This is a genomic window from Thermosynechococcus sp. B3, from assembly GCF_030323045.1.
In the GTDB taxonomy this organism is placed as follows: Bacteria; Cyanobacteriota; Cyanobacteriia; order Thermosynechococcales; family Thermosynechococcaceae; genus Thermosynechococcus.
This window is the reverse complement of sequence record NZ_CP097584.1, coordinates 370,471-388,249: the sequence shown is the minus strand read 5'-3', so window position 1 is coordinate 388,249 and position 17,779 is coordinate 370,471. Positions and strand designations below refer to the sequence as shown.

Here is a 17,779-nt window from a genome sequence, read left to right as displayed (position 1 = left end):
CGCTAAATCCGATCCAAAACCCGAATCCCCAGTAGGGATAGCCCTAGCTTCAGGGTCTGAGCAGTGAGATAGGCGAGGGTCAAGCGGGATTGCTTCGTTGGCTCAGTTGCCGAAAGGATGGGACAGCGATCGTAGAACTGGTTAAAAAGCTGGCTCAGTTCAAAGAGGTATTGGCAGAGGCGGTTGGGCAATAGCTCAGCGCTCACAAGGTCAAGGGTTTCCTCCAGTTGCACAAGGTGCTTGGCCAAGTTTTGCTCGGTCTCATCCTCTAGGAAGAGGGGGGTATCTGGTGAGAGGGTGCGCCAATCAATGTCGCCGCGCCGTGTCAGTCCTTGGACACGCACATAGGCATAGAGCAAATAGGGAGCAGTATTCCCCTGTAGGGAGAGCATCTTGTCGTAGCTAAAGACGTAGTTACTGTTGCGGTTTTGGCTAAGATCTGCGTATTTGACAGCACCGATACCGATCGCCCGTGCCACGGTGTCAATGAATTCTGGAGATTCACGACGGCCTTCAGTGGCAAGGCGCTGTTCTAAATCCGCTCGACTGCGGGCGATCGCCTCCGTCAACAAATCCATCAGGCGAATCGTTTCCCCAGAACGGGTTTTCAAGCGTTTGCCATCTTCCCCCAACACTAAGCCAAAGGGGACATGGGTGAGGGTGACATGGGGCGGCACCCAACCCGCGCGCTGCGCCACTTGAAAGACTTGGGCAAAGTGGGTGGACTGCCCAACATCGGTAACATAGATAATCCAATCTGCTCGGTCTTTGTCAATGCGGTAGCGCAGGGCGGCTAAATCCGTGGTTGCGTAGTTGTAGCCCCCATCGGACTTCTGAATAATTAAGGGTTGGGGCTGCCCCTCTTTATTGGTGAAACCTTCCAAGAAGACGACCTTTGCCCCCTGATCCTCCACCACGAGGCCAAGAGCGGCTAAGTCCTCAATCACCGCGGGCAAAAAGGGATTGTAGAAGGACTCCCCTCGTTCGGTGAGTTCAATATCCAGCAGATCGTAGATCTTTTGAAACTCGCGGCGGGATTGCTCACACAGCAGTTGCCAAGCGCGGCGACTCTGTTCTTCTCCCTGCTGGAGTGCCACCACCTGCTGCCGTGCCTTCTGCTGAAAGTTTGGATCGCTGTCAAAGCGTTGCTTGGCCTTTTTGTAGAATGTCACCAAGTCACCTAAGTCAAGGGCATTGGCGGTTGTGAGGGCGTCGGGATAAACCTCCTCAAGGTAGGCAATGAGCATGCCAAACTGCGTTCCCCAGTCCCCCACATGGTTGAGCCGCAGGACATCGTGGCCTTGAAATTCAAGAATGCGGGCAATGCAGTCACCAATAATCGTGGAGCGCAGGTGACCCACGTGCATTTCCTTGGCAATGTTAGGGCTAGAAAAATCAACCACCACCCGGCGTGGCTCTTGTGCTGGCGGAATCCCCAAGCGATCGCTCCCAATAGCGGCTTGCAGGCTGCACGCCAGAAAGTCCGGCTTGAGACGAAAATTGAGAAAGCCCGGACCAGCAATTTCGACGGGTTGACAGAGATCCTCAACATTGAGATGTGCCACCACCTCTTGGGCTAGCTCACGGGGTGCTTTGCCCACCTGCTTGGCGAGGCTCAGGCAAACATTGGATTGATAGTCGCCAAACTTGGCTTGACTGGCCGGCAGCAGGAGCGGCTGGGGATAGGTATCTAAAGGAAGTGCGGTTTGCAGAGCACTGAAGAGGCGATCGCCCAAAAGCCTTAGAGGAGCAACCATTAACGTTTGCGCCCCCGCCGTTGTTCTTTTTGCTCCGCTTGCAGCCGCCGGCGATCGCGCCACTCCGCAAAAGTCAGATAGCCAATGCCACCAGTGACGACAATCAGCAGCAGCAAGGCCACCAGAACCAGAAGATCCGCCAATGAAACCGTCATTGCCCCAGTCCTAGGTGGCTACATGCCGTGGCGACCCCACACCACAAAGGCGATCGAGAGCGTAAAGACACTGAGAACACCCACCCAACCGAGCGTGATAATATCCATTGCATGCGATCCTAAACTCAATGCAGACCTCATTTTAACTCAGATAGATTATCTTTTCTTTATTAGAGGCAGGCTACAGGCAATGACGCAGGGGATGACAGCAATTGAAACCGCCATTGAGCAAGGAGACCTGACCGCTGTCCAGGAGGCGATCGCCAACGGTATCGAGATGAAAACGGAAGCGCTGGCACTGGCAGCAGAACTGGGGCACACTGAAATTGTCAATGCCTTGATTGCCGCAGGCGTCGATGTCAACCAAGGGGACAGCGAGGGGTGGACACCATTGATGGCTGCTGCCGGCGGTGGACATACCGCCATTGTGGAGAAACTGCTAGCCGCCGGTGCCAATGTCAATGCTCAAACAGCCTTTGGTCTGACCCCATTAATGGCCGCAGCCGCTAAGGGACAAACAGCTACGGTCAAACAACTGATTGCAGCAGGTGCAGATCTCAACGCCAAGGATCAGAATTCTTGGACAGCTTTGGTGTGGGCGCTGGATGGGAAACATGCCGACGTGGTGGCAGTCATTAAAGCCGCTCGCGCACAATCTTTAGGACCATGATTAAGTACCTCAGTTTATTTTTAGCAGCAGCCCCTTCAAGTATTCTCATTGCTCAACTGGCGCGAACTCAACGGCTGCGGGTCGCGTTCATTGAAGCGGCTCAAATTGTGGGGATTGTCGGCATTGCGATTCTCACGGACTGGCTCCTGCTGAACTTGGGGATTCATCAACTGCAACAGCGGCTTGACCAAAAAGCCAGCCAACAATCCCAGCCTTGGCTCTCCCTTGGCGCTAGTCTATTGCGCCTGACGCTGCGGATTTTACTCTGGGCACTCGTTTTATCTTGGATTCTGCAATCGGTTCAAAGTCTTTCCCCTTGGCATGAGCGCATCGATAGCACAATTCAGTTTCTCCTCGAACGGGTGGCCGTGGTGTTTAACACCCCCTTTATGGAGTTGGGGCGCACCAAGGTCACGCTGAACTTTCTCTTCCTAATTCTCTTTTTGTCCCTCGCGGTGATTTTTATCTCCCGCTGGGTGAGCGAGTGGCTCAAGAGTCGGGTTCTCATGCAGTTGCGGGTGGATCGCGGTAGCCAAGAAACCATCACCCGTGTGGTTAGCTATAGCCTCAGCTTTATTGGCTTTATTGTTGTTCTGCAAACCGCGGGCATTGACCTTAGTTCCCTCACAGTGTTGGCGGGGGTCTTGGGGATCGGTTTTGGTTTTGGTTTGCAAACCCTCGCCAGTAACTTTATTAGCGGTTTAGCGATTTTGTTCGAACATCCGATTAAAGTCGGAGATTTTATTGAAGTGGATGGCCTGCTGGGCACGGTGGAGAAAATTTCAATTCGCGCTACGATTATCCGCACCAACGATAGCCAGTACGTGATTGTCCCCAACAACCGCTTTATTGAAAAGAACGTCGTTAACTGGAGTTACGGTAGTCCCGATAGCCGTATCCATATCCCTGTGAGTGTCGCCTATGGCAGTGATACAGTTCTGGTGACCGAAGCACTCCTCAGTGCCGCCCGTCAGGATCCGCGCGTCCTGCTCACCCCACCCCCCAGCGTTTGGTTTCGCGGTTTTGGCGAGAATGCCTACCTCTTTGAATTGCTGGTGTGGATTAACCGCCCCCAAGATTCTGAACCCATTAAAAGCGCCCTCAATTTTCTCATTGAGCAGGAATTACGGCAGCGGCAGATTGAAGTGCCTTTTCCCCAGTTGGATTTGCGGTTGCGCGACTTGGGGGAACTGCGCTCCTTGGCTCATTACTACCACCGTTCTGTGGCCAGTGTGCCCGAAACCGCAGCGGTGAGTGAGCCAGTAGCTCCTGAAATGGTCAAAACCGAACCCTCCCTTGCTGATTTACTGCGCAATATCAGTTGTTTCTCTCGCTGCTCCAATGCGGAATTGCAAATGCTGATTGAGTTGGGCAATCGTCAATTTTATGGTGTCGGGGAAATTATCTGCTCTGAGGGCGATCCGGGGGATGCCTTTTACATTGTCCTTGAGGGATCCGTGGAAGTCCGCTCCGAGCACCTGAATCAGATTTTAGCCACCCTCTATGAGGGGGAGTTTTTTGGTGAAATTGCCGTGCTGACGGGGATGCCGCGATCGGCCACGGTGCGAGCCTTGGAAGAAACAGTTCTATTTGTGGTGCATCGTTCAGCCGTACAGCGACTGCTGCAAGCCCAACCCCAATTGGCGGAAGATATTGCCCACGAGCTAGCGGCACGACAACAGGTTCTTCAAGAACTCGGCCTCGTGAACTCCCAAGAAATCAAAAGCCTGCCCCCCTTGCAGTGGATTCGTCGCCGTTTGCAAACGCTCTTTAATGTCTAGGGCGTCAAGCGTTCAATTAATCTCTGGTGCTGAGGAAACTGCTGCTGCAATTGCTGGCGATCGCCCAATTCAAAATCGCGAAAGTCAAATCCCGGCGCCACCGTACACCCCACAAGACTAAAACTGTCTAGCGCATCCACCGTTGCTCCAAACCATGCCCCCGCTGGTACCACCTGTTGCCATTGCTCCCCCTGATCGATATTCATCCCCAAGCGCAGGGGCTGATACTCGCCCGTTGGTAGAATCACATGAATCGTTAGGCTACTGCCCGTGTAAAAGTGCCACAGTTCATCACTGGCAATGCGGTGCAGTCGCGAACAGGCCGTGGAGGGGAGCAAAAAGTAAATACTCGTACAGTAGGCGCGATCGCCCCCCTGAAAGCCTGAAGGCAAAACCGCGGCGGGAAGCCTCCCTGCTGAGCGATAGACCTCACGGAAATAGCCCCCCTCTGGATGGGGTTGCAGAGCCAGTGCCTCAATCCACGCCTTAGCTGGCCAAGTATTCATACATTTGCTGCCGCCGCCGCCGCAGGTGATCAAGGGCTTGCCGCTCCAGTTGCCGCACCCGTTCACGGCTGAGGTTGAGTTGCTCACCCACCTTGGCAAGGGACAGTTCTTGGCCATCCCCCAAGCCGTAGCGCAGGGTGAGGACTTGCCGTTGTTGCGGGGTGAGTTCCGCCAGCCACAGGTTGACATCATCGCGGAGGGACTCCACCGTGGTAAATTGCTCTGGCGAAAGACTATCATCCTCGAGCAGTTCACCGAGTTCAGTGTCCTGATTGTCCCCAACGCGCAGATCAAGGGAAACGGGTTGGCGCGCAAGGGTCAGGTATTCACGGATTTGCTCCGGTTCGAGTTCTAGGGCTGCTGCCACCTCAGCAGGGGTGGCACTCCGTCCCAATTTTTGCGCCAATTCGCGTTGGGTGCGTTTGATCTTGTTCAGCTTCTCGGTAATGTGGATGGGCAGCCGAATGGTTCGCGCCTGTTGGGCGATCGCCCGCGTAATGGCCTGACGAATCCACCAGTAGGCATAGGTAGAGAACTTATAGCCCCGCGTGGGATCAAACTTTTCCACACCGCGTTCAAGGCCAAGGGTGCCCTCTTGCACCAAGTCCAGCAATTCAAGGTTGCGTTTTTGATACTTCTTGGCCACCGAAACCACCAGCCGTAGGTTGGCTTCAATCATTTTTTGCTTGGCGCGTTCGCCGCGCTTAAGGAGATTGCGCAATTCCGTCGGCGTGAGATGAGAGGCCGCCGCCCATTCTTCAAAGGTTGGTTCACGTCCCAGTTCTTTGGTGAGAGCCTCGCGTTTTTCCCGCAGTGCCATCATTTGCTGTACCTGTTTACCCAGAATAATTTCCTGCTCATGGGTCAGCAGCGGCACGCGCCCAATTTCCTGTAGGTAGGTGCGCACCATATCGGTGCTAACAGTGGGTGTAGGGGATGGGGTTTTGGAAGCGGAGTTCATCATAGCGGCTCAGATTCTAAACAGTATTTGGCAAGGAAGAATGTAGATAAAAGATTTATCGCGATGAAGATGACGACTCGCACTGATGAAGCTGAGGTTTGTATAGCGTTAGCCTAGCAGGTGAGAGGGAGTTGGCCTGTATCCTAATCTACTTAGACTTAAATTGTGCCCCGAAAGTTGCCAATTCATAACAGCCGATTCCTGAAATAAAGATTAAAGTTTGTCAACTAGAGACCGGGATCAGGAGATCGGCAAGGGCTTTGGGGGCAAATTCGAGGGCAAAAACACGGCCAAAGGCAGCAACAAACTGCTGGCGCACCTCCTCTAAGGTAATGTCGGCACAAAACTGCCGTAGGTTCCCGACGGGGCGATCGCCAATGCCACAGGGGACAATACGCCCAAAGCCCTTCAAATCGTTCACCACATTGAGGGCAATGCCGTGGAAGCTAATCCAGCGGGTCACCTTGATCCCAATTGCGGCCACCTTGTACCCCTCTACCCAAACACCCGTAAGGCCAGCAACGCGTTCCCCTTTAATGCCATAGTGCCCTAGGGTTTGAATCACGACTTCCTCCAACTGGTGGAGATACCAATGCAAATCGCAGCGGTGGCGGCGTAAATTCAAAATCGGGTAGGCGACCAATTGGCCGGGGCAGTGGTAGGTGACATCGCCTCCGCGCTCAATGCGCAATACCTCAATGCCCGTAGCCACAGGATCAAAGTGAAGGTGGGCGGTGGTTGCCCCTTGACCAAGGGTGTAGATGGGGGGATGCTCCAAAGTGAGTAGGACATCTCGGGCAGTGGGATTGTGGCAGCGCTCAGCCACCAGTTGCTGTTGCCAGCGCCAAGCATCGCGGTAGGGAATGATCCCCAAGGCACAATGCCAACCAAGGGCAGTTTTCATAGGGGGTGCCAGATTGTCAAGAGCTAGAGGATAAGAATTATCACAGAACACGAATAAAGGTGAAGAGCCTCAGGATGCCCTGTAATCCCCGATACGAAGATGTTAGGGTGGAAGTAGATCAGCCTTAGATGTATCTGTTTTGCTCAGGGGAGGCAACCCTATGAGGCTAGTGATTCACGGTAAAAACATTGATATTACGGATGGCATTCGCAGCTATGTGAACCAAAAAATTGAGCGAGCCACCAGTCATTTCCAAAATGTGATTAACGAAGTTGATGTGCATCTGTCCGTGGCTCGTAACCGTAGCACTGCTCCCAAGCAAACCGCTGAAGTAACCCTCTTTGTTAATGGCTGCGTCATTCGCGCCGAAGAAAGCAGTGAAAATCTCTACGCCAGTATTGATCTCGTTGCCGACAAAATTGCCCGCAAACTGCGCAAACTCAAAGAAAAACGGCAAGACAAATCCCGTGCCAAAGATACCAATAGTGTGGTGGAGCCCGCAGTGGTGACCGACTTAGTGGGCGATCGCACACCGCAACTGCCCGAACAAGTGGTGCGCATGAAATACTTTGCCATGCCGCCGATGACGATCCAAGAAGCCCTTGAGCACCTAGAAATGGTGGATCACGACTTCTATGTCTTCCGCAATCGCGATACGGGAGAAATCAACGTGGTCTATGAACGGAATCATGGGGGCTATGGCGTCATTCAACCCCGCCCCACCTCCCAAGAGAATCATCACGCTGCTGCTAAACCCATGGCGAAAACCAGCCACTAGCAGCGATTCAGCGAGCCATTGAAGAGGCTAATTTGCATCGCTGTTTGTACAAGCCTTGGCACAGCGAGGAACTGGTGGAAACCATCCGTTCGGGTCTTTCTTCAGAGGCCTCCTAGGGACGCAGGATCAACTGCCATTCCTGCGTTTGGCGATCGCGCTGAAGTTCGCTATTTTCACCAATGACATAGGGCCCCCAGTAGCGTTTGGAACCATCGAGGGTAAAGGCCAAGACAATATCCCCCGATTGGAGGGTGAGCTTACCTTCGGGCAGCGTTAATAGTAATCCCTTAATATTGCCTTCCATAGGAGCAAAATCCCAGTGAACGGCGCCCTGATCAGGATGGGCGCGATCGCGGGCAGCGAGCAACACCACGCGCACCGGAAAGGCCGTTTGATTACTGATGCGTAGCCCATTCGGTTGCGGGTTGGCTGGCGTTTGGGGAGGGGGTAAGGGCTGAACAGTAGTGGTTTCTGGTTCTGCCTCGACAATGGGGGGCGGTTGGGTCAGCAGGTCTGGCTCCCACCAGAGCGCAAAATGTAGTTGTGAAAGAATAATCGCACCCATCACCCCGACCAGCACTGCCACGAGGTAAGGAAGAAATTTAATTCGGATAGACATAGAGATAGGTTACTGCGGATGCCGCGCCTTTCTTTCCAGTTTAGAGAGTTGTGGCAGAAACCGCAGTGGGCAAAAAAGTTTGATCTCAATTGCCAGTGCCCTGAACTTCGGAGGAAAGTCGCTCTTGCAAGCGTTGCAAAGAAATCTGGGCTGCCGTCGCCACATGGGGATGCTCATCTTTAGCGAGGTATTCCAAAGCGGCTTGGGTTTTCGGGCTAGGGAGATTGCCCAGAGCTTCAGCGAGCCGTTGCCGTACCAACCAATCCTCTGCGGTCACAAAGGGCAAAATATCTTCGACAACACTGGGATCGCCAATTTCCCCCAGAGCGGCGATCGCCCCTTGGAGCATCACGACTTCCTGACTTTTCAGCGCCGAGCGCAATACATCCACCGCGCGGGGATCCTTAAGATTGCCCAGCGCCACAGCGGCACTAAAGCGCACTAACCAATCGGTGTCTTCATAAAAGGCGCGCACTAGCGGTTCAAAGGCACGTCCATCTTCGAGATAGCCCAAGGCACCCGCAGCATCGGCACGAATACCATAATCCGGTTCACTTTCGAGCAACTGCACCAGAATGTCAAAGCACTCCGGTGTGGATTTGACCCCAAGGGCAAACACAGCCATTGAGCGAATCTGTAGATTTTCGTCCCAAAGAACTTTTTTAATCAGGGGTACGGCATCCGCAGAGGGGACATCCCGTAGCGCGGCTAGCGCCAGCAGGCGATCGCGGGAATTGGGACTTTCCAGTTGATGGGCAAGCTGTTCGAGGGAAGGCATGGCAGTAACCTGAAAGCTAATTTACAAAAGTTAACAATATACTTCCTATTATAAAAAAGTCTCCCCGAAGTAAAACCAAGATCACACTCGGTCTGGTTCCTTGGGGAGCGCTTGCCCAACAATTCTACAGAGGATACAGCCGTATCAATGTCCTAGGCTGCTTTGGCTTTTTGCAGGAGCTTTTGAAACTGCTTGACAGCATAGGGCAGAATGTTACGAACTGCCCAACCCGCAGCCAGTAGGACAGGTAACAGGACAATCAGGACACGCCAATCCATACCCATAACCTCCCAAAACGTTTTCTGAAAACTTTATGAATTATTGTACAGCCTTCTCTAAGGAGAGAAGGGGAACTTTCTATGGATGTAACGAAGAAAAATCTGATTATGATTGGGTTAATTCCTGAACTGTAGGCCAAATCCTGATGGGCGAAGACAAAATGACCCTCCGTGACAACCAAACGGCGGCTGCTTTGCGTCTCAGTAAAGTGTTAGCCGCTCGTAATCGTTGGCGCACGGGTTGGCAGTCTCTGCGTTCGGTGTTGATGCCGATCGCCATGGTCACTGTCTTGGTGGCTTGGGGACTCGATTGGGATGCGGTGGGTGTGGTGGCTGCTTTGGTGCTGGGGGGACTGAGTTTCCCCTTGGTCTGGACTTCGACCTATCACTGGTTTACTGAAGATCTCACGGAACAGCAACGGCAGTTCATTTTGGCCTCACTGGGTCTGAGTTTGACGGTGGTGGCACTCATTGCCATGACTGGCGCCATGGACTGGATTCGAGGACGCTTTCAAGGTACGAATTGGGATGCGGTGGGGGCACTGGCGGAGGGCTTCGGTGCCTTGGGACAAATTTTGGTGGCGCTCTTGGCCGCCTATGTGGCTTGGCGACAATACGTGATCTCGCGGGATTTGACGACGCAACAAAACCGCATCACCCAACAGCAAACGATTGACAGTTATTTCCAAGGGATTGCCGATCTCATTCTTGACGATGAGGGGTTATTGGAGGATTGGCCGCCGGAGCGGGCGATCGCCGAGGGACGCACTGCTGCCATCTTAGGGGGACTCGATGCCGAAGGCAAGGCCAAAATCATTCGCTTTTTGTCAGGCGCAAAGTTACTCTCGCCGCTGAAGCGCGATCGCCGACTGGGACGGGCGATTTTTGATGGGCTGGGTGGCTATGAGGAAGACGTTGAGTATGGTGTGCGGGTGATTAACCTTGGCAGTATGCTAGCGGGCGCTGATCTCAGTGGTACCGATTTGCGCTGGACCGAATTGAGTGATGCCAATCTAACGGGAACGCTCTTTCGCAACTGTAATTTGACACGAGCCAATTTGGCAGGGGCGATTTTGCAGGGGGCAGATCTCACCAATGCCGATCTCAGTCGGGTTCGCTTCTTTTATGGCACCGCTGATCAGGCCAGTCCCCGCGATCGCCTGAATCCTCCCAACTTTCGCACTGGGGCGCAGACGGGTGCGGTCGTCGAGGATGTCAACTTTACCAATGTCAAGAACCTCTCCGAAGAACAACGCTACTATTGCTGTGCTTGGAGTGGTAGCCGCTCCCGTGAAACGATTCCCGGTGGCTGTGAGGGCATTCCGAATAAACTAGGACGCTAGCGCCTCGGTTAGTAGCGCGATCGCGGGCGATGATTCGCCACGGAGAGCACCATACCTAAGCCAAGATAGGTCGCCAGCAGGGCTGAGCGGCCATAACTCACCAGTGGTAACGGCATTCCTGTCACGGGGAGCAGACCAATGGTCATGCCAATATTCACCACCACTTGAAACAGGATCATGGCAAATAGACCGATCGCCAGCAACGAGCCAAAGTCATGACCTGCACTATTGGCAATTTGCAATAAGCGCAAACCGATTAACCAAAAAAGGCATAGGAGAACTAAACTGCCAATGAACCCCGTCTCCTCAGCGATCGCTGAAAAAATAAAGTCTGTATGCTGTTCGGGAATAAATCCCAACTGGGTCTGGGTGCCTTGAAAAATGCCCCGCCCCCATAGCCCACCAGCACCAATGGCAATCCGCGATTGAATCAAGTGGTAGCCAGCCCCAAGGGGATCCTTGTCGGGGTCAAGAAACATGAGAATACGGGTTTTTTGATAGTCCTTGAGCACGCTCCAAAGCAGTTGCCCCAAGCCAGCCCCCCCGAGATTGAGTACCAGTCCTCCCAAGCCACCGACCCAGCCCAAGGGCAAGCTCCGCCATGCAACGATTGCCATCGCCAGTGTCCACACCAACCAGAGGCCGATATTCAGTTGGTAGGGTAGGGGCAGGGCAACGAGAATTGCCGCCACCAAAGGGGAAAGCATCAAGATAATCCAACTGCCGGGGGTATTCGCCCAGTAGAGCATCGTCAATGTAATGGCAATGAAAACAAGGGACGTGCCCAAATCCGGCTGCGTCAAAACCAGGAAAAAAGGGGGGGCGGTGGCTGCAAAGACACTGAGAATGCCCTTCAGAGAGTGGCCTGAAATGCGGTGCAACAGTGCCGCTTGGGTAAGAATGAGGGAGATTTTGGCAAACTCCGAGGGTTGCAGGTTAAAGCCGCCAATCGCCAACCAGCGCTCTGCTCCCTTGGCCTCTACCCCCACGAGATCAACCGCTAGCAGCAGGGCACAGCTCAGGCCGTAGATGACCCAATGACTGCCCATAAAGACCGATTCCGGAACGCGGGCCAGGATCAGGGCAAGCATCGTACCCATCCCCCCCACCAATAAATGCTGGAGACTATCGTTTTCCTCTAGGTGTAGTTGACTACTGTGGATGAAGACCGCCCCAATGACCGTGGTTGCCCAAACAGCCCCCAACAGCAGCCAATCCACGCCTCGCCATGGATAAAACCAGCCAAAAGTCCGCCGTCGGGGTACTCGCCAAGTCATCAGCCACTGTCCTGTCTCTCCTAGGGGGTTAGTCTATCGGCTGGCTCAAAAGGTTGCAAACGGCCAGCGCGGACAACCGACATGGCACCTTGCCTTGGTGTATTATCCGAAGGGTTGAGCTTCTATTCCGACAAGGAGCGATCGCAGTGGCAACCCTAGGGGTCAACATTGATCATGTGGCAACGATTCGCCAAGCGCGGCGCACAGTTGAACCCGATCCCGTAGCCGCAGCCGTTTTGGCAGAACTGGGGGGAGCTGATGGCATTACCGTACATCTGCGGGAAGATCGTCGCCATATTCAAGAGCGAGATGTGCGCCTCCTGCGGCAAACGGTACGCACCCATTTGAACCTAGAGATGGCTGCCACTTCCGAAATGGTGGCGATCGCCCTTGACATTCGGCCAGATTACGTGACGTTGGTACCTGAGCGGCGCGAAGAAGTCACCACCGAAGGGGGGCTAGATGTGGTGGGTCAGCAGGAACCCTTGACCCAAGTGGTGCAAACGTTGCAAGGCGCAGGAATTCCTGTGAGTTTATTCATTGACGCGAATCCGGCCCAACTGGAAGCCGCCGCCAAAACCACGGCTCAATTTATTGAACTGCACACCGGTCGCTATGCTGAAGCCAAGGGGGAAGCGGCGCAACAACAGGAGTTAGCGATTTTAGCTCATGGTGTCCAACAAGCAAAATCCTTAGGCTTGCGGGTGAATGCAGGCCATGGCCTGACCTACACCAATGTGGGGGCAATCGCCCGCCTTGAAGGCATTGAAGAACTCAATATTGGCCACACAATTATTAGCCGCGCTGTTCTTGTGGGCATGGTGCAAGCCGTACGGGATATGAAAGCCCTCATTAGCTCTTAAACTCAGCCCTGAGGGCGTCATCATAGTCATCAGCGAGTGTCGCCACAATCGTAATTAGGCGGGAAATTTCACCCGCAGTAATCCCCCCTAGGGTGCGGGTAGCCACGACTTGGACTTGGTCTTCAGCAATGGCAAAGTGTGCCTCGAGGGTGGTGAGCCAGTTCAACGTCAGGAGCTTACGATAGAGTGCCAATTCATCCGCTACGGGCAGAGGCAGTACCGGTGACCAAATGGTGAGAAAGTCTTCCGCTGTATGGCCACTCAACTGTACAAAGACCTCGGCACTGCCATAGCGAAACATCCAAATTTTGCCACTGTCCGTTTGGCCAACGAGGGGGGCGTCCCCTTGGTGGAGACTAGAAATCACCGTTTCAATAATCTCAACCGCATTTTCTGGGGGCGTGTCAAGGGATGTTGCGGGGACGGGCTGCACTTCACTGACCATGGTCATTCCTTTCGTGAATCAGGACAACTTGTTAGAGGACTTGGTGGGTGTAGGCGTGTTGTTTGACATTGTCGGCAGCGGTAACGATACGCTCGGAGTTGAGCACCCGTTTGCGTTCTGTGGAGGTATTAAAGTTGCGGTAGGTTTCGCCAAGGGGAATATGGCGGGTACTTTGGGGACGGGCAATGTAGGTGCGTGCCGCTGCTGCAAGGCGATCGCCATAGTCATCACACAGATGGGCACTGGGGGGAAACTGCTGCTGCACCTGCTGCGGATCCTGGGCTGTACCATAGGTGAGGGCATGGGCTTCACTATAGGAAGTGGGCAAGCCATGGAGCAAGGCTTCCAACGCCGCTGAGGGAATCGGCTCAATCACCTCTACGGGCTGGAGTTTTCCCTCCACCTGCACAAAACAATGAGCCAGTCCAAGCACCACATAGGCTTCTGGGGGGGGAATCTCTTGACTCATTGCAACCTCACAATCCTGTGGTTCCCCTCAAGTCTAGCCTGCTTTTCGAAAAATTAGCCTAGGGGGCAACATAAAGATAGGCGGCAGTCGTCAGCGAAGAAACGGCTAAGATCGTTTAGGCCTATTTCACCATGAGTCCTGTCATTATTGCTGTATAGTGAGCACTCTAGAGAGTATGGAAACGGCAAACTCAATGCCAGCAACAATCGAATCCCCTGAAGTTGAGCTATTACCTCCGATGTTGGCAGCACTGCCCGACCCCCAAGGGGTGAGTGTGTGTCCTCGGCGGGCACGTTGGCAATTAGACTTATTGTTGCTTGCCCTAGAGTGCGTTGATTTGCATGCCTCTGAGTTGATGTTGCAAGTGCTGCGAGATCTGCAACTGCAAGGGATGATCCCCAATCGGGTCGTATTTTGGCAAATTCGCTGCACCAATCCCTTTCGCCAAATTACCCAGCGTACCCCCTTGCCCTTAGCGGAAACAAAGGCACTCACCGCAGTGGTTGTGCAAGTGGCGCGGCGGCAGACGGCAATCCTGCGGCATTTACTTTTGGTGTTGGATCAATTGCAGGCGCAAAATTTGCCCCCGGAAACCTATGCCCCCTTGGCGGAGTATTTAGACCGCTTTCGCCGCCATTTTCGCAAACGCATGAACCTCCAGCGATCGGGTCTCTTTCTCTACAAAAATAACCAAGCCCTCAATGAGTTGGGTCTAAAGCTGTTGGCACAACTTCTGCTCTGTGCAGGTACAAAGGGCATGGAACGCCTTTGGTTTAGTTTATTTGACGGGGAAGTAAGTTAATGCTGCTGCAACGCCAGTATTCATTGCCCAATTGCACACTGCGAATTGAAGGGCTGAGTGGTCAAGCCGGCGCAGAGCAGTTGGATATTGTCACCCTCTGCGAGTGGGAGATTATTGGCCAGAATCAGCGGGTCAAGGGCGGGAAAGAATTCCTTGTGGCATTGCTCAATAGTGTGCCCGCAGCAGCGCAAACGTGGTTGAGTGGTGTTAAGTTACGGCGATCGCCCGAGTACCCCATTCAAGTCGAGATCAAACCCTCTAATCAGGTAGTGCTGCATATTCCCCGCCAGCTATTGCAAGGCTCGCCTACAGAAAATGCCGATACCCCTGCCCAAAATGGCGCTGGTGAAACCCTAGAAGTGCAGCTCACTTGGTTGCAGCTAGCGGATTTAGTGGAGGCGCTGGATCAACTCTGTAGTGATGGCCAAACACTGCCTACCCTGATACCGACATTCCATTCCCTCCCTCGGCGGGCGATCGCCCCTGCTGTGCCTTTGCGCAAACAACTGATGCCTTTGGGTATTGGCGCTGCTAGCTTAGCCGTCATGGCTGCGATCTTTTTCCATCTACCAGTGCCCGAACGCCGTCCCCCCCGCGAGGAAGCTGTGCCCCTCACCCCCGAAGCCGTCACGCCCTCACCGGCACCCACAACACCAGAAACCCCGAATCCGTAAGCCCATTTCAGGCTTACCCGCAGTTTGGAAACTGTCGTTTAGCTTTTTGATGCTTGGGATAAAATGGTAATCACTGCCCCTAGTGCTTTTTGGCCCCCCGTTGCCAGCGATCGCGCTGCCTTTATTGCCCCCAATGCCACCCTTGTTGGCGATGTCCGCTTGGGTGAAGGCTGTAGCATTTGGTATGGCGCTGTTTTACGCGGTGACGTGGCGTACATCGAGATTGGTGCCCACACCAATGTTCAAGATGGCGCCATCCTCCATGGTGATCCGGGACAACCCACGATCCTTGGTGAAGAGGTAACTGTCGGGCATCGCGCGGTTATTCATGGGGCAACCGTTGAAGATGGCTGCTTAATTGGCATTGGCGCCGTGATTCTCAATGGCGTTCGAGTTGGAGCGGGCAGTATTGTCGGTGCAGGGGCAGTGGTGAGCAAAGATGTCCCCCCACGCTCTTTGGTTGTGGGCATTCCCGCTAAAGTGGTGCGGGAAGTGAGTGACACTGAGGCCGCCGATCTACGTCAGCATGCCTGTAAGTATGAACAACTGGCCCATGTCCACAGTGGCACAGGCACCGATCTAGGGTTCTATCCGTAGAAGTTTGTCCTAAACTGCCCCTCATCGTGTTCAGTGTCCGCCATTCTTAGGAAAAGGGCTGTCATCTGCTAAAATTCTGAAGGATTTTCTCGTAAGAGTTCAGCCAATGACTCGTGCACGGATTGCTGTGGATGCCATGGGGGGTGACTATGCTCCCGATGAGATTGTTGCCGGTGCCCTCAGAGCCAGTGAAGAATTAGATGCCGATATCCTCCTTGTGGGTGATCCGGTGCCCATTCAGCGCTACCTCAATGAACATGCCCCCACAGCCAAGCCCCAAATTGTCGAAGCGAGTGATGTTGTGGAAATGGGGGAAGAACCCCTGACCGCCCTGAAAAAGAAACCCAAGGCCTCAATTAACGTGGCGATGGATCTGGTCAAAGCGGGTGCGGCTGATGCGGTTGTTTCCGCTGGTCACTCAGGGGCAGCGATGGCTGCGGCACTATTGCGCTTGGGTCGACTCCCTGGCATTGATCGCCCCGCCATTGGTGCCGTCTTACCCACCCTCATCCCCGGCAAATCCGTTCTTGTCCTCGATGTCGGTGCCAATGTGGACTGCCGCCCGAAATACCTTGAGCAATTTGCGGTCATGGGTTCGATCTACAGCCAGTACGTCTTGGATGTCGAAGATCCCAAGGTGGGCTTGCTTAACATTGGCGAAGAGGACTGCAAAGGCAATGATCTGGCCCTAAAGGCACATCAACTCCTGCGGCAAAATCGCCAAATCTCCTTCTTGGGCAATGCCGAAGGCCGCGATGTTCTGTCGGGACAATTTGATGTCGTGGTCTGTGATGGCTTTGTTGGCAATGTTCTGCTTAAATTTGCTGAATCCTTGGGTAGTGTCCTTGTCCAAATTCTCCGTGAAGAGCTACCTCGGGGCTGGCGCGGGCAACTGGGTACGGCGCTGCTGCGTCCCAATCTCCGCAAAATTAAGCAGCGCATTGATCATGCCGAACATGGCGGTGGTTTGCTGTTGGGGGTGGATGGCATCTGTATCATTAGCCACGGCAGTTCCCAAGCGCCCTCGATTTTCAATGCCATTCGCCTAGCCAAGGAAGCGGTGGATCATCGCGTTTCAGAGCGGATTCAGGCCTGTTATCAGCATGCCGTTGCCGTTGAGGATCAGGCTTAGTGACTGTGCAGGGCGTTAAATTTAGCGGCGTGGGCGCGGCAATCCCCCGTCAATGCTTGACCAATGCCCACCTCAGTGCCCTTGTGGATACGTCTGATGAGTGGATTCAATCCCGTACGGGCATTCAAGAACGGTACGTGGCAGCTCCTGACCAGCGTCTTGTGGATTTGGCCAGCGAAGCGGCGGGCGCAGCCCTACAGATGGCCGGCCTAGAACCCACAGCAGTCGATTTAATCATCTTGGCGACCTCTACGCCCGATGATCTCTTTGGCACCGCCTGCTTGGTGCAAACTCGCATTGGTGCGGTAAATGCCGTGGCCTTTGACTTAACGGCTGCCTGTTCTGGCTTTCTCTTTGCCTTGGTTACGGCGGCTCAGTATTTGCGCACCGGTGCCTACCGCAGTGCCTTGGTCATTGGTGGTGATATTCTGTCTCGCTGGGTCGATTGGGGCGATCGCCGCACCTGCATTCTCTTTGGCGATGGCGCCGGCGCGATGGTCTTGCAAGCCAGCGATGCTGATCAACTCTTGAGCTTTGAATTGCGCAGTGATGGTCGCCTCAATGAGCACCTTACCCTTGCCTTTGCTGGTACTCCCCAGACCTTAGGGGACAATCTCGCGATCGCCCAAGGGGGATTTGCTCCCATTGCCATGAATGGCCGTGAAGTTTATCGCTTTGCCGTCACCCAAGTCCCTGAAGTCATTGAGAAAGCCCTGCACCGCGCGGGGTGTACGGTTGAGGAAATTGACTGGCTGGTGTTGCATCAGGCCAATCAACGCATTCTGGACGCGGTTGCCCAGCGTTTGGGCATTCCTCAGGAAAAGGTGATTAGCAATGTGGGTCAGTATGGTAATACCTCCGCCGCCTCGATTCCCCTTGCCCTGACGGCTCCGATTCAACAGGGGCATATTCAACCCGGAGACTTAATTGCCACCGCTGGCTTTGGTGCGGGGTTAACTTGGGGAGCGGCCCTGTTCCGCTGGCAATAGC

At 54.0% G+C, this 17,779-nt stretch carries 22 protein-coding genes and 1 pseudogene; 11 read left to right on the top strand and 12 right to left on the bottom strand.

Annotated elements, in window-relative coordinates; translation table 11 throughout:
• Positions 1–2: 2 nt before the first annotated feature.
• Genes argS through petN form a run of 3 tightly spaced genes read right to left on the bottom strand, consistent with a single transcriptional unit; the run spans position 3 to position 2,020 of the window.
• Complete coding sequence (gene argS, locus M0646_RS01950; protein WP_286649813.1) at positions 3–1,757, bottom strand: arginine--tRNA ligase; 1,755 nt, start codon at positions 1,755–1,757, stop codon at positions 3–5.
• Positions 1,757–1,912 (bottom strand): hypothetical protein, encoded by a 156-nt coding sequence (locus M0646_RS01945; RefSeq protein WP_149817663.1) that lies wholly within the window; start codon positions 1,910–1,912, stop codon positions 1,757–1,759. The genes argS and M0646_RS01945 overlap by 1 nt, the downstream gene beginning before the upstream one ends.
• Positions 1,913–1,930: 18 nt before the next feature.
• Positions 1,931–2,020: a cytochrome b6-f complex subunit PetN gene (petN, locus tag M0646_RS01940; protein ID WP_011056671.1), complete on the bottom strand. Its 90-nt coding sequence runs from the start codon at positions 2,018–2,020 to the stop codon at positions 1,931–1,933.
• A 94-nt stretch (positions 2,021–2,114) separates the two neighbouring features.
• On the opposite strand from petN, the gene M0646_RS01935 reads away from it, so the two are divergent.
• Together M0646_RS01935 and M0646_RS01930 are read left to right on the top strand one after the other, a co-directional pair.
• Positions 2,115–2,582 carry an ankyrin repeat domain-containing protein gene (locus M0646_RS01935; RefSeq protein WP_226971985.1) on the top strand — a complete coding sequence of 156 codons (468 nt, stop codon included), beginning with the start codon at positions 2,115–2,117 and terminating at the stop codon, positions 2,580–2,582.
• The gene (locus M0646_RS01930; protein WP_149817659.1) at positions 2,579–4,363 is read left to right on the top strand and encodes a mechanosensitive ion channel domain-containing protein; all 1,785 of its coding nucleotides are present in this window, start codon (positions 2,579–2,581) and stop codon (positions 4,361–4,363) included. The genes M0646_RS01935 and M0646_RS01930 overlap by 4 nt, the downstream gene beginning before the upstream one ends.
• Here M0646_RS01930 and M0646_RS01925 read toward each other — a convergent pair.
• The 3 genes from M0646_RS01925 to lipB all read right to left on the bottom strand — a co-directional run bounded on the left by M0646_RS01925 (position 4,360) and on the right by lipB (position 6,734).
• Positions 4,360–4,869: a cupin domain-containing protein gene (locus M0646_RS01925; protein ID WP_149817657.1), complete on the bottom strand. Its 510-nt coding sequence runs from the start codon at positions 4,867–4,869 to the stop codon at positions 4,360–4,362. The two genes, M0646_RS01930 and M0646_RS01925, sit on opposite strands and share 4 nt — an antisense overlap.
• On the bottom strand, positions 4,850–5,833 hold the full coding sequence (locus tag M0646_RS01920) for an RNA polymerase sigma factor, RpoD/SigA family (protein WP_149817655.1): 984 nt from the start codon (positions 5,831–5,833) through the stop codon (positions 4,850–4,852). Before M0646_RS01920 ends, M0646_RS01925 begins: the two co-directional genes overlap by 20 nt.
• A gap of 220 nt (positions 5,834–6,053) precedes the next feature.
• Complete coding sequence (gene lipB / locus M0646_RS01915; protein ID WP_149817653.1) at positions 6,054–6,734, bottom strand: lipoyl(octanoyl) transferase LipB; 681 nt, start codon at positions 6,732–6,734, stop codon at positions 6,054–6,056.
• A gap of 160 nt (positions 6,735–6,894) precedes the next feature.
• On the opposite strand from lipB, the gene hpf reads away from it, so the two are divergent.
• Positions 6,895–7,512, top strand: a complete 618-nt coding sequence (gene hpf / locus M0646_RS01910; protein WP_286626355.1) for a ribosome hibernation-promoting factor, HPF/YfiA family — start codon at positions 6,895–6,897, stop codon at positions 7,510–7,512.
• Positions 7,513–7,514: 2 nt separating this feature from the next.
• Positions 7,515–7,628 (top strand): annotated as a pseudogene (locus M0646_RS13100) (response regulator); the annotation flags it as partial.
• Here the strand turns inward: M0646_RS13100 and M0646_RS01905 are convergent.
• The 3 genes from M0646_RS01905 to M0646_RS01895 all read right to left on the bottom strand — a co-directional run bounded on the left by M0646_RS01905 (position 7,625) and on the right by M0646_RS01895 (position 9,193).
• The gene (locus M0646_RS01905; protein WP_286626353.1) at positions 7,625–8,131 is read right to left on the bottom strand and encodes a hypothetical protein; all 507 of its coding nucleotides are present in this window, start codon (positions 8,129–8,131) and stop codon (positions 7,625–7,627) included. The pseudogene M0646_RS13100 and the gene M0646_RS01905 sit on opposite strands and share 4 nt — an antisense overlap.
• Before the next feature lie 85 nt (positions 8,132–8,216).
• Positions 8,217–8,909: a HEAT repeat domain-containing protein gene (locus tag M0646_RS01900; RefSeq protein ID WP_286626351.1), complete on the bottom strand. Its 693-nt coding sequence runs from the start codon at positions 8,907–8,909 to the stop codon at positions 8,217–8,219.
• A gap of 152 nt (positions 8,910–9,061) precedes the next feature.
• Positions 9,062–9,193, bottom strand: a complete 132-nt coding sequence (locus M0646_RS01895; RefSeq protein WP_149817644.1) for a photosystem II protein Y — start codon at positions 9,191–9,193, stop codon at positions 9,062–9,064.
• A 140-nt stretch (positions 9,194–9,333) separates the two neighbouring features.
• On the opposite strand from M0646_RS01895, the gene M0646_RS01890 reads away from it, so the two are divergent.
• Positions 9,334–10,530 carry a pentapeptide repeat-containing protein gene (locus tag M0646_RS01890; protein WP_286649812.1) on the top strand — a complete coding sequence of 399 codons (1,197 nt, stop codon included), beginning with the start codon at positions 9,334–9,336 and terminating at the stop codon, positions 10,528–10,530.
• A gap of 8 nt (positions 10,531–10,538) precedes the next feature.
• Here the strand turns inward: M0646_RS01890 and rodA are convergent, their stop codons facing one another.
• A complete protein-coding gene (rodA, locus tag M0646_RS01885) occupies positions 10,539–11,807 on the bottom strand; it encodes a rod shape-determining protein RodA (RefSeq protein WP_149817642.1) in 1,269 nt (422 codons plus the stop codon).
• 146 nt (positions 11,808–11,953) lie between these two features.
• Between rodA and M0646_RS01880 the strand changes: the two genes are divergently transcribed.
• Entirely contained in the window at positions 11,954–12,670 is a 717-nt protein-coding gene (locus tag M0646_RS01880; RefSeq protein ID WP_286649811.1) for a pyridoxine 5'-phosphate synthase, read from the top strand.
• Here the strand turns inward: M0646_RS01880 and M0646_RS01875 are convergent.
• The gene (locus tag M0646_RS01875) at positions 12,660–13,121 is read right to left on the bottom strand and encodes a YbjN domain-containing protein (RefSeq protein WP_149817638.1); all 462 of its coding nucleotides are present in this window, start codon (positions 13,119–13,121) and stop codon (positions 12,660–12,662) included. The genes M0646_RS01880 and M0646_RS01875 overlap by 11 nt on opposite strands.
• A 25-nt stretch (positions 13,122–13,146) precedes the next feature.
• Complete coding sequence (locus M0646_RS01870) at positions 13,147–13,584, bottom strand: hypothetical protein (RefSeq protein ID WP_206201420.1); 438 nt, start codon at positions 13,582–13,584, stop codon at positions 13,147–13,149.
• 193 nt (positions 13,585–13,777) lie between these two features.
• On the opposite strand from M0646_RS01870, the gene M0646_RS01865 reads away from it, so the two are divergent.
• The 5 genes from M0646_RS01865 (at position 13,778) to M0646_RS01845 (ending at position 17,778) form a co-directional block, all read left to right on the top strand.
• A complete protein-coding gene (locus M0646_RS01865; protein ID WP_286649810.1) occupies positions 13,778–14,386 on the top strand; it encodes a DUF3038 domain-containing protein in 609 nt (202 codons plus the stop codon).
• A complete protein-coding gene (locus M0646_RS01860; RefSeq protein WP_286649809.1) occupies positions 14,386–15,060 on the top strand; it encodes a DUF4335 domain-containing protein in 675 nt (224 codons plus the stop codon). Before M0646_RS01865 ends, M0646_RS01860 begins: the two co-directional genes overlap by 1 nt.
• Before the next feature lie 63 nt (positions 15,061–15,123).
• Positions 15,124–15,657, top strand: a complete 534-nt coding sequence (locus M0646_RS01855) for a gamma carbonic anhydrase family protein (RefSeq protein WP_286649808.1) — start codon at positions 15,124–15,126, stop codon at positions 15,655–15,657.
• A 106-nt stretch (positions 15,658–15,763) separates the two neighbouring features.
• Positions 15,764–16,789, top strand: coding sequence for a phosphate acyltransferase PlsX (gene plsX / locus M0646_RS01850; protein WP_149817628.1), 1,026 nt, complete (start codon positions 15,764–15,766; stop codon positions 16,787–16,789).
• Entirely contained in the window at positions 16,789–17,778 is a 990-nt protein-coding gene (locus M0646_RS01845) for a beta-ketoacyl-ACP synthase III (RefSeq protein ID WP_286649807.1), read from the top strand. Before plsX ends, M0646_RS01845 begins: the two co-directional genes overlap by 1 nt.
• The last annotated feature ends 1 nt before the right edge of the window (position 17,779 follow it).

Coding starts and splice junctions, on each gene's coding strand:
- argS (WP_286649813.1), bottom strand. CDS start 1,757: ATGGTTGCTCCTCTAAGGCTTTTGGGCGATCGCCTCTTCAGTGCTCTG.
- M0646_RS01945 (WP_149817663.1), bottom strand. CDS start 1,912: ATGACGGTTTCATTGGCGGATCTTCTGGTTCTGGTGGCCTTGCTGCTG.
- petN (WP_011056671.1), bottom strand. CDS start 2,020: ATGGATATTATCACGCTCGGTTGGGTGGGTGTTCTCAGTGTCTTTACG.
- M0646_RS01935 (WP_226971985.1), top strand. CDS start 2,115: ATGACAGCAATTGAAACCGCCATTGAGCAAGGAGACCTGACCGCTGTC.
- M0646_RS01930 (WP_149817659.1), top strand. CDS start 2,579: ATGATTAAGTACCTCAGTTTATTTTTAGCAGCAGCCCCTTCAAGTATT.
- M0646_RS01925 (WP_149817657.1), bottom strand. CDS start 4,869: ATGAATACTTGGCCAGCTAAGGCGTGGATTGAGGCACTGGCTCTGCAA.
- M0646_RS01920 (WP_149817655.1), bottom strand. CDS start 5,833: ATGATGAACTCCGCTTCCAAAACCCCATCCCCTACACCCACTGTTAGC.
- lipB (WP_149817653.1), bottom strand. CDS start 6,734: ATGAAAACTGCCCTTGGTTGGCATTGTGCCTTGGGGATCATTCCCTAC.
- hpf (WP_286626355.1), top strand. CDS start 6,895: ATGAGGCTAGTGATTCACGGTAAAAACATTGATATTACGGATGGCATT.
- M0646_RS01905 (WP_286626353.1), bottom strand. CDS start 8,131: ATGTCTATCCGAATTAAATTTCTTCCTTACCTCGTGGCAGTGCTGGTC.
- M0646_RS01900 (WP_286626351.1), bottom strand. CDS start 8,909: ATGCCTTCCCTCGAACAGCTTGCCCATCAACTGGAAAGTCCCAATTCC.
- M0646_RS01895 (WP_149817644.1), bottom strand. CDS start 9,193: ATGGGTATGGATTGGCGTGTCCTGATTGTCCTGTTACCTGTCCTACTG.
- M0646_RS01890 (WP_286649812.1), top strand. CDS start 9,334: ATGGGCGAAGACAAAATGACCCTCCGTGACAACCAAACGGCGGCTGCT.
- rodA (WP_149817642.1), bottom strand. CDS start 11,807: ATGACTTGGCGAGTACCCCGACGGCGGACTTTTGGCTGGTTTTATCCA.
- M0646_RS01875 (WP_149817638.1), bottom strand. CDS start 13,121: ATGACCATGGTCAGTGAAGTGCAGCCCGTCCCCGCAACATCCCTTGAC.
- M0646_RS01870 (WP_206201420.1), bottom strand. CDS start 13,584: ATGAGTCAAGAGATTCCCCCCCCAGAAGCCTATGTGGTGCTTGGACTG.
- M0646_RS01865 (WP_286649810.1), top strand. CDS start 13,778: ATGCCAGCAACAATCGAATCCCCTGAAGTTGAGCTATTACCTCCGATG.
- M0646_RS01860 (WP_286649809.1), top strand. CDS start 14,386: ATGCTGCTGCAACGCCAGTATTCATTGCCCAATTGCACACTGCGAATT.
- M0646_RS01855 (WP_286649808.1), top strand. CDS start 15,124: ATGGTAATCACTGCCCCTAGTGCTTTTTGGCCCCCCGTTGCCAGCGAT.
- plsX (WP_149817628.1), top strand. CDS start 15,764: ATGACTCGTGCACGGATTGCTGTGGATGCCATGGGGGGTGACTATGCT.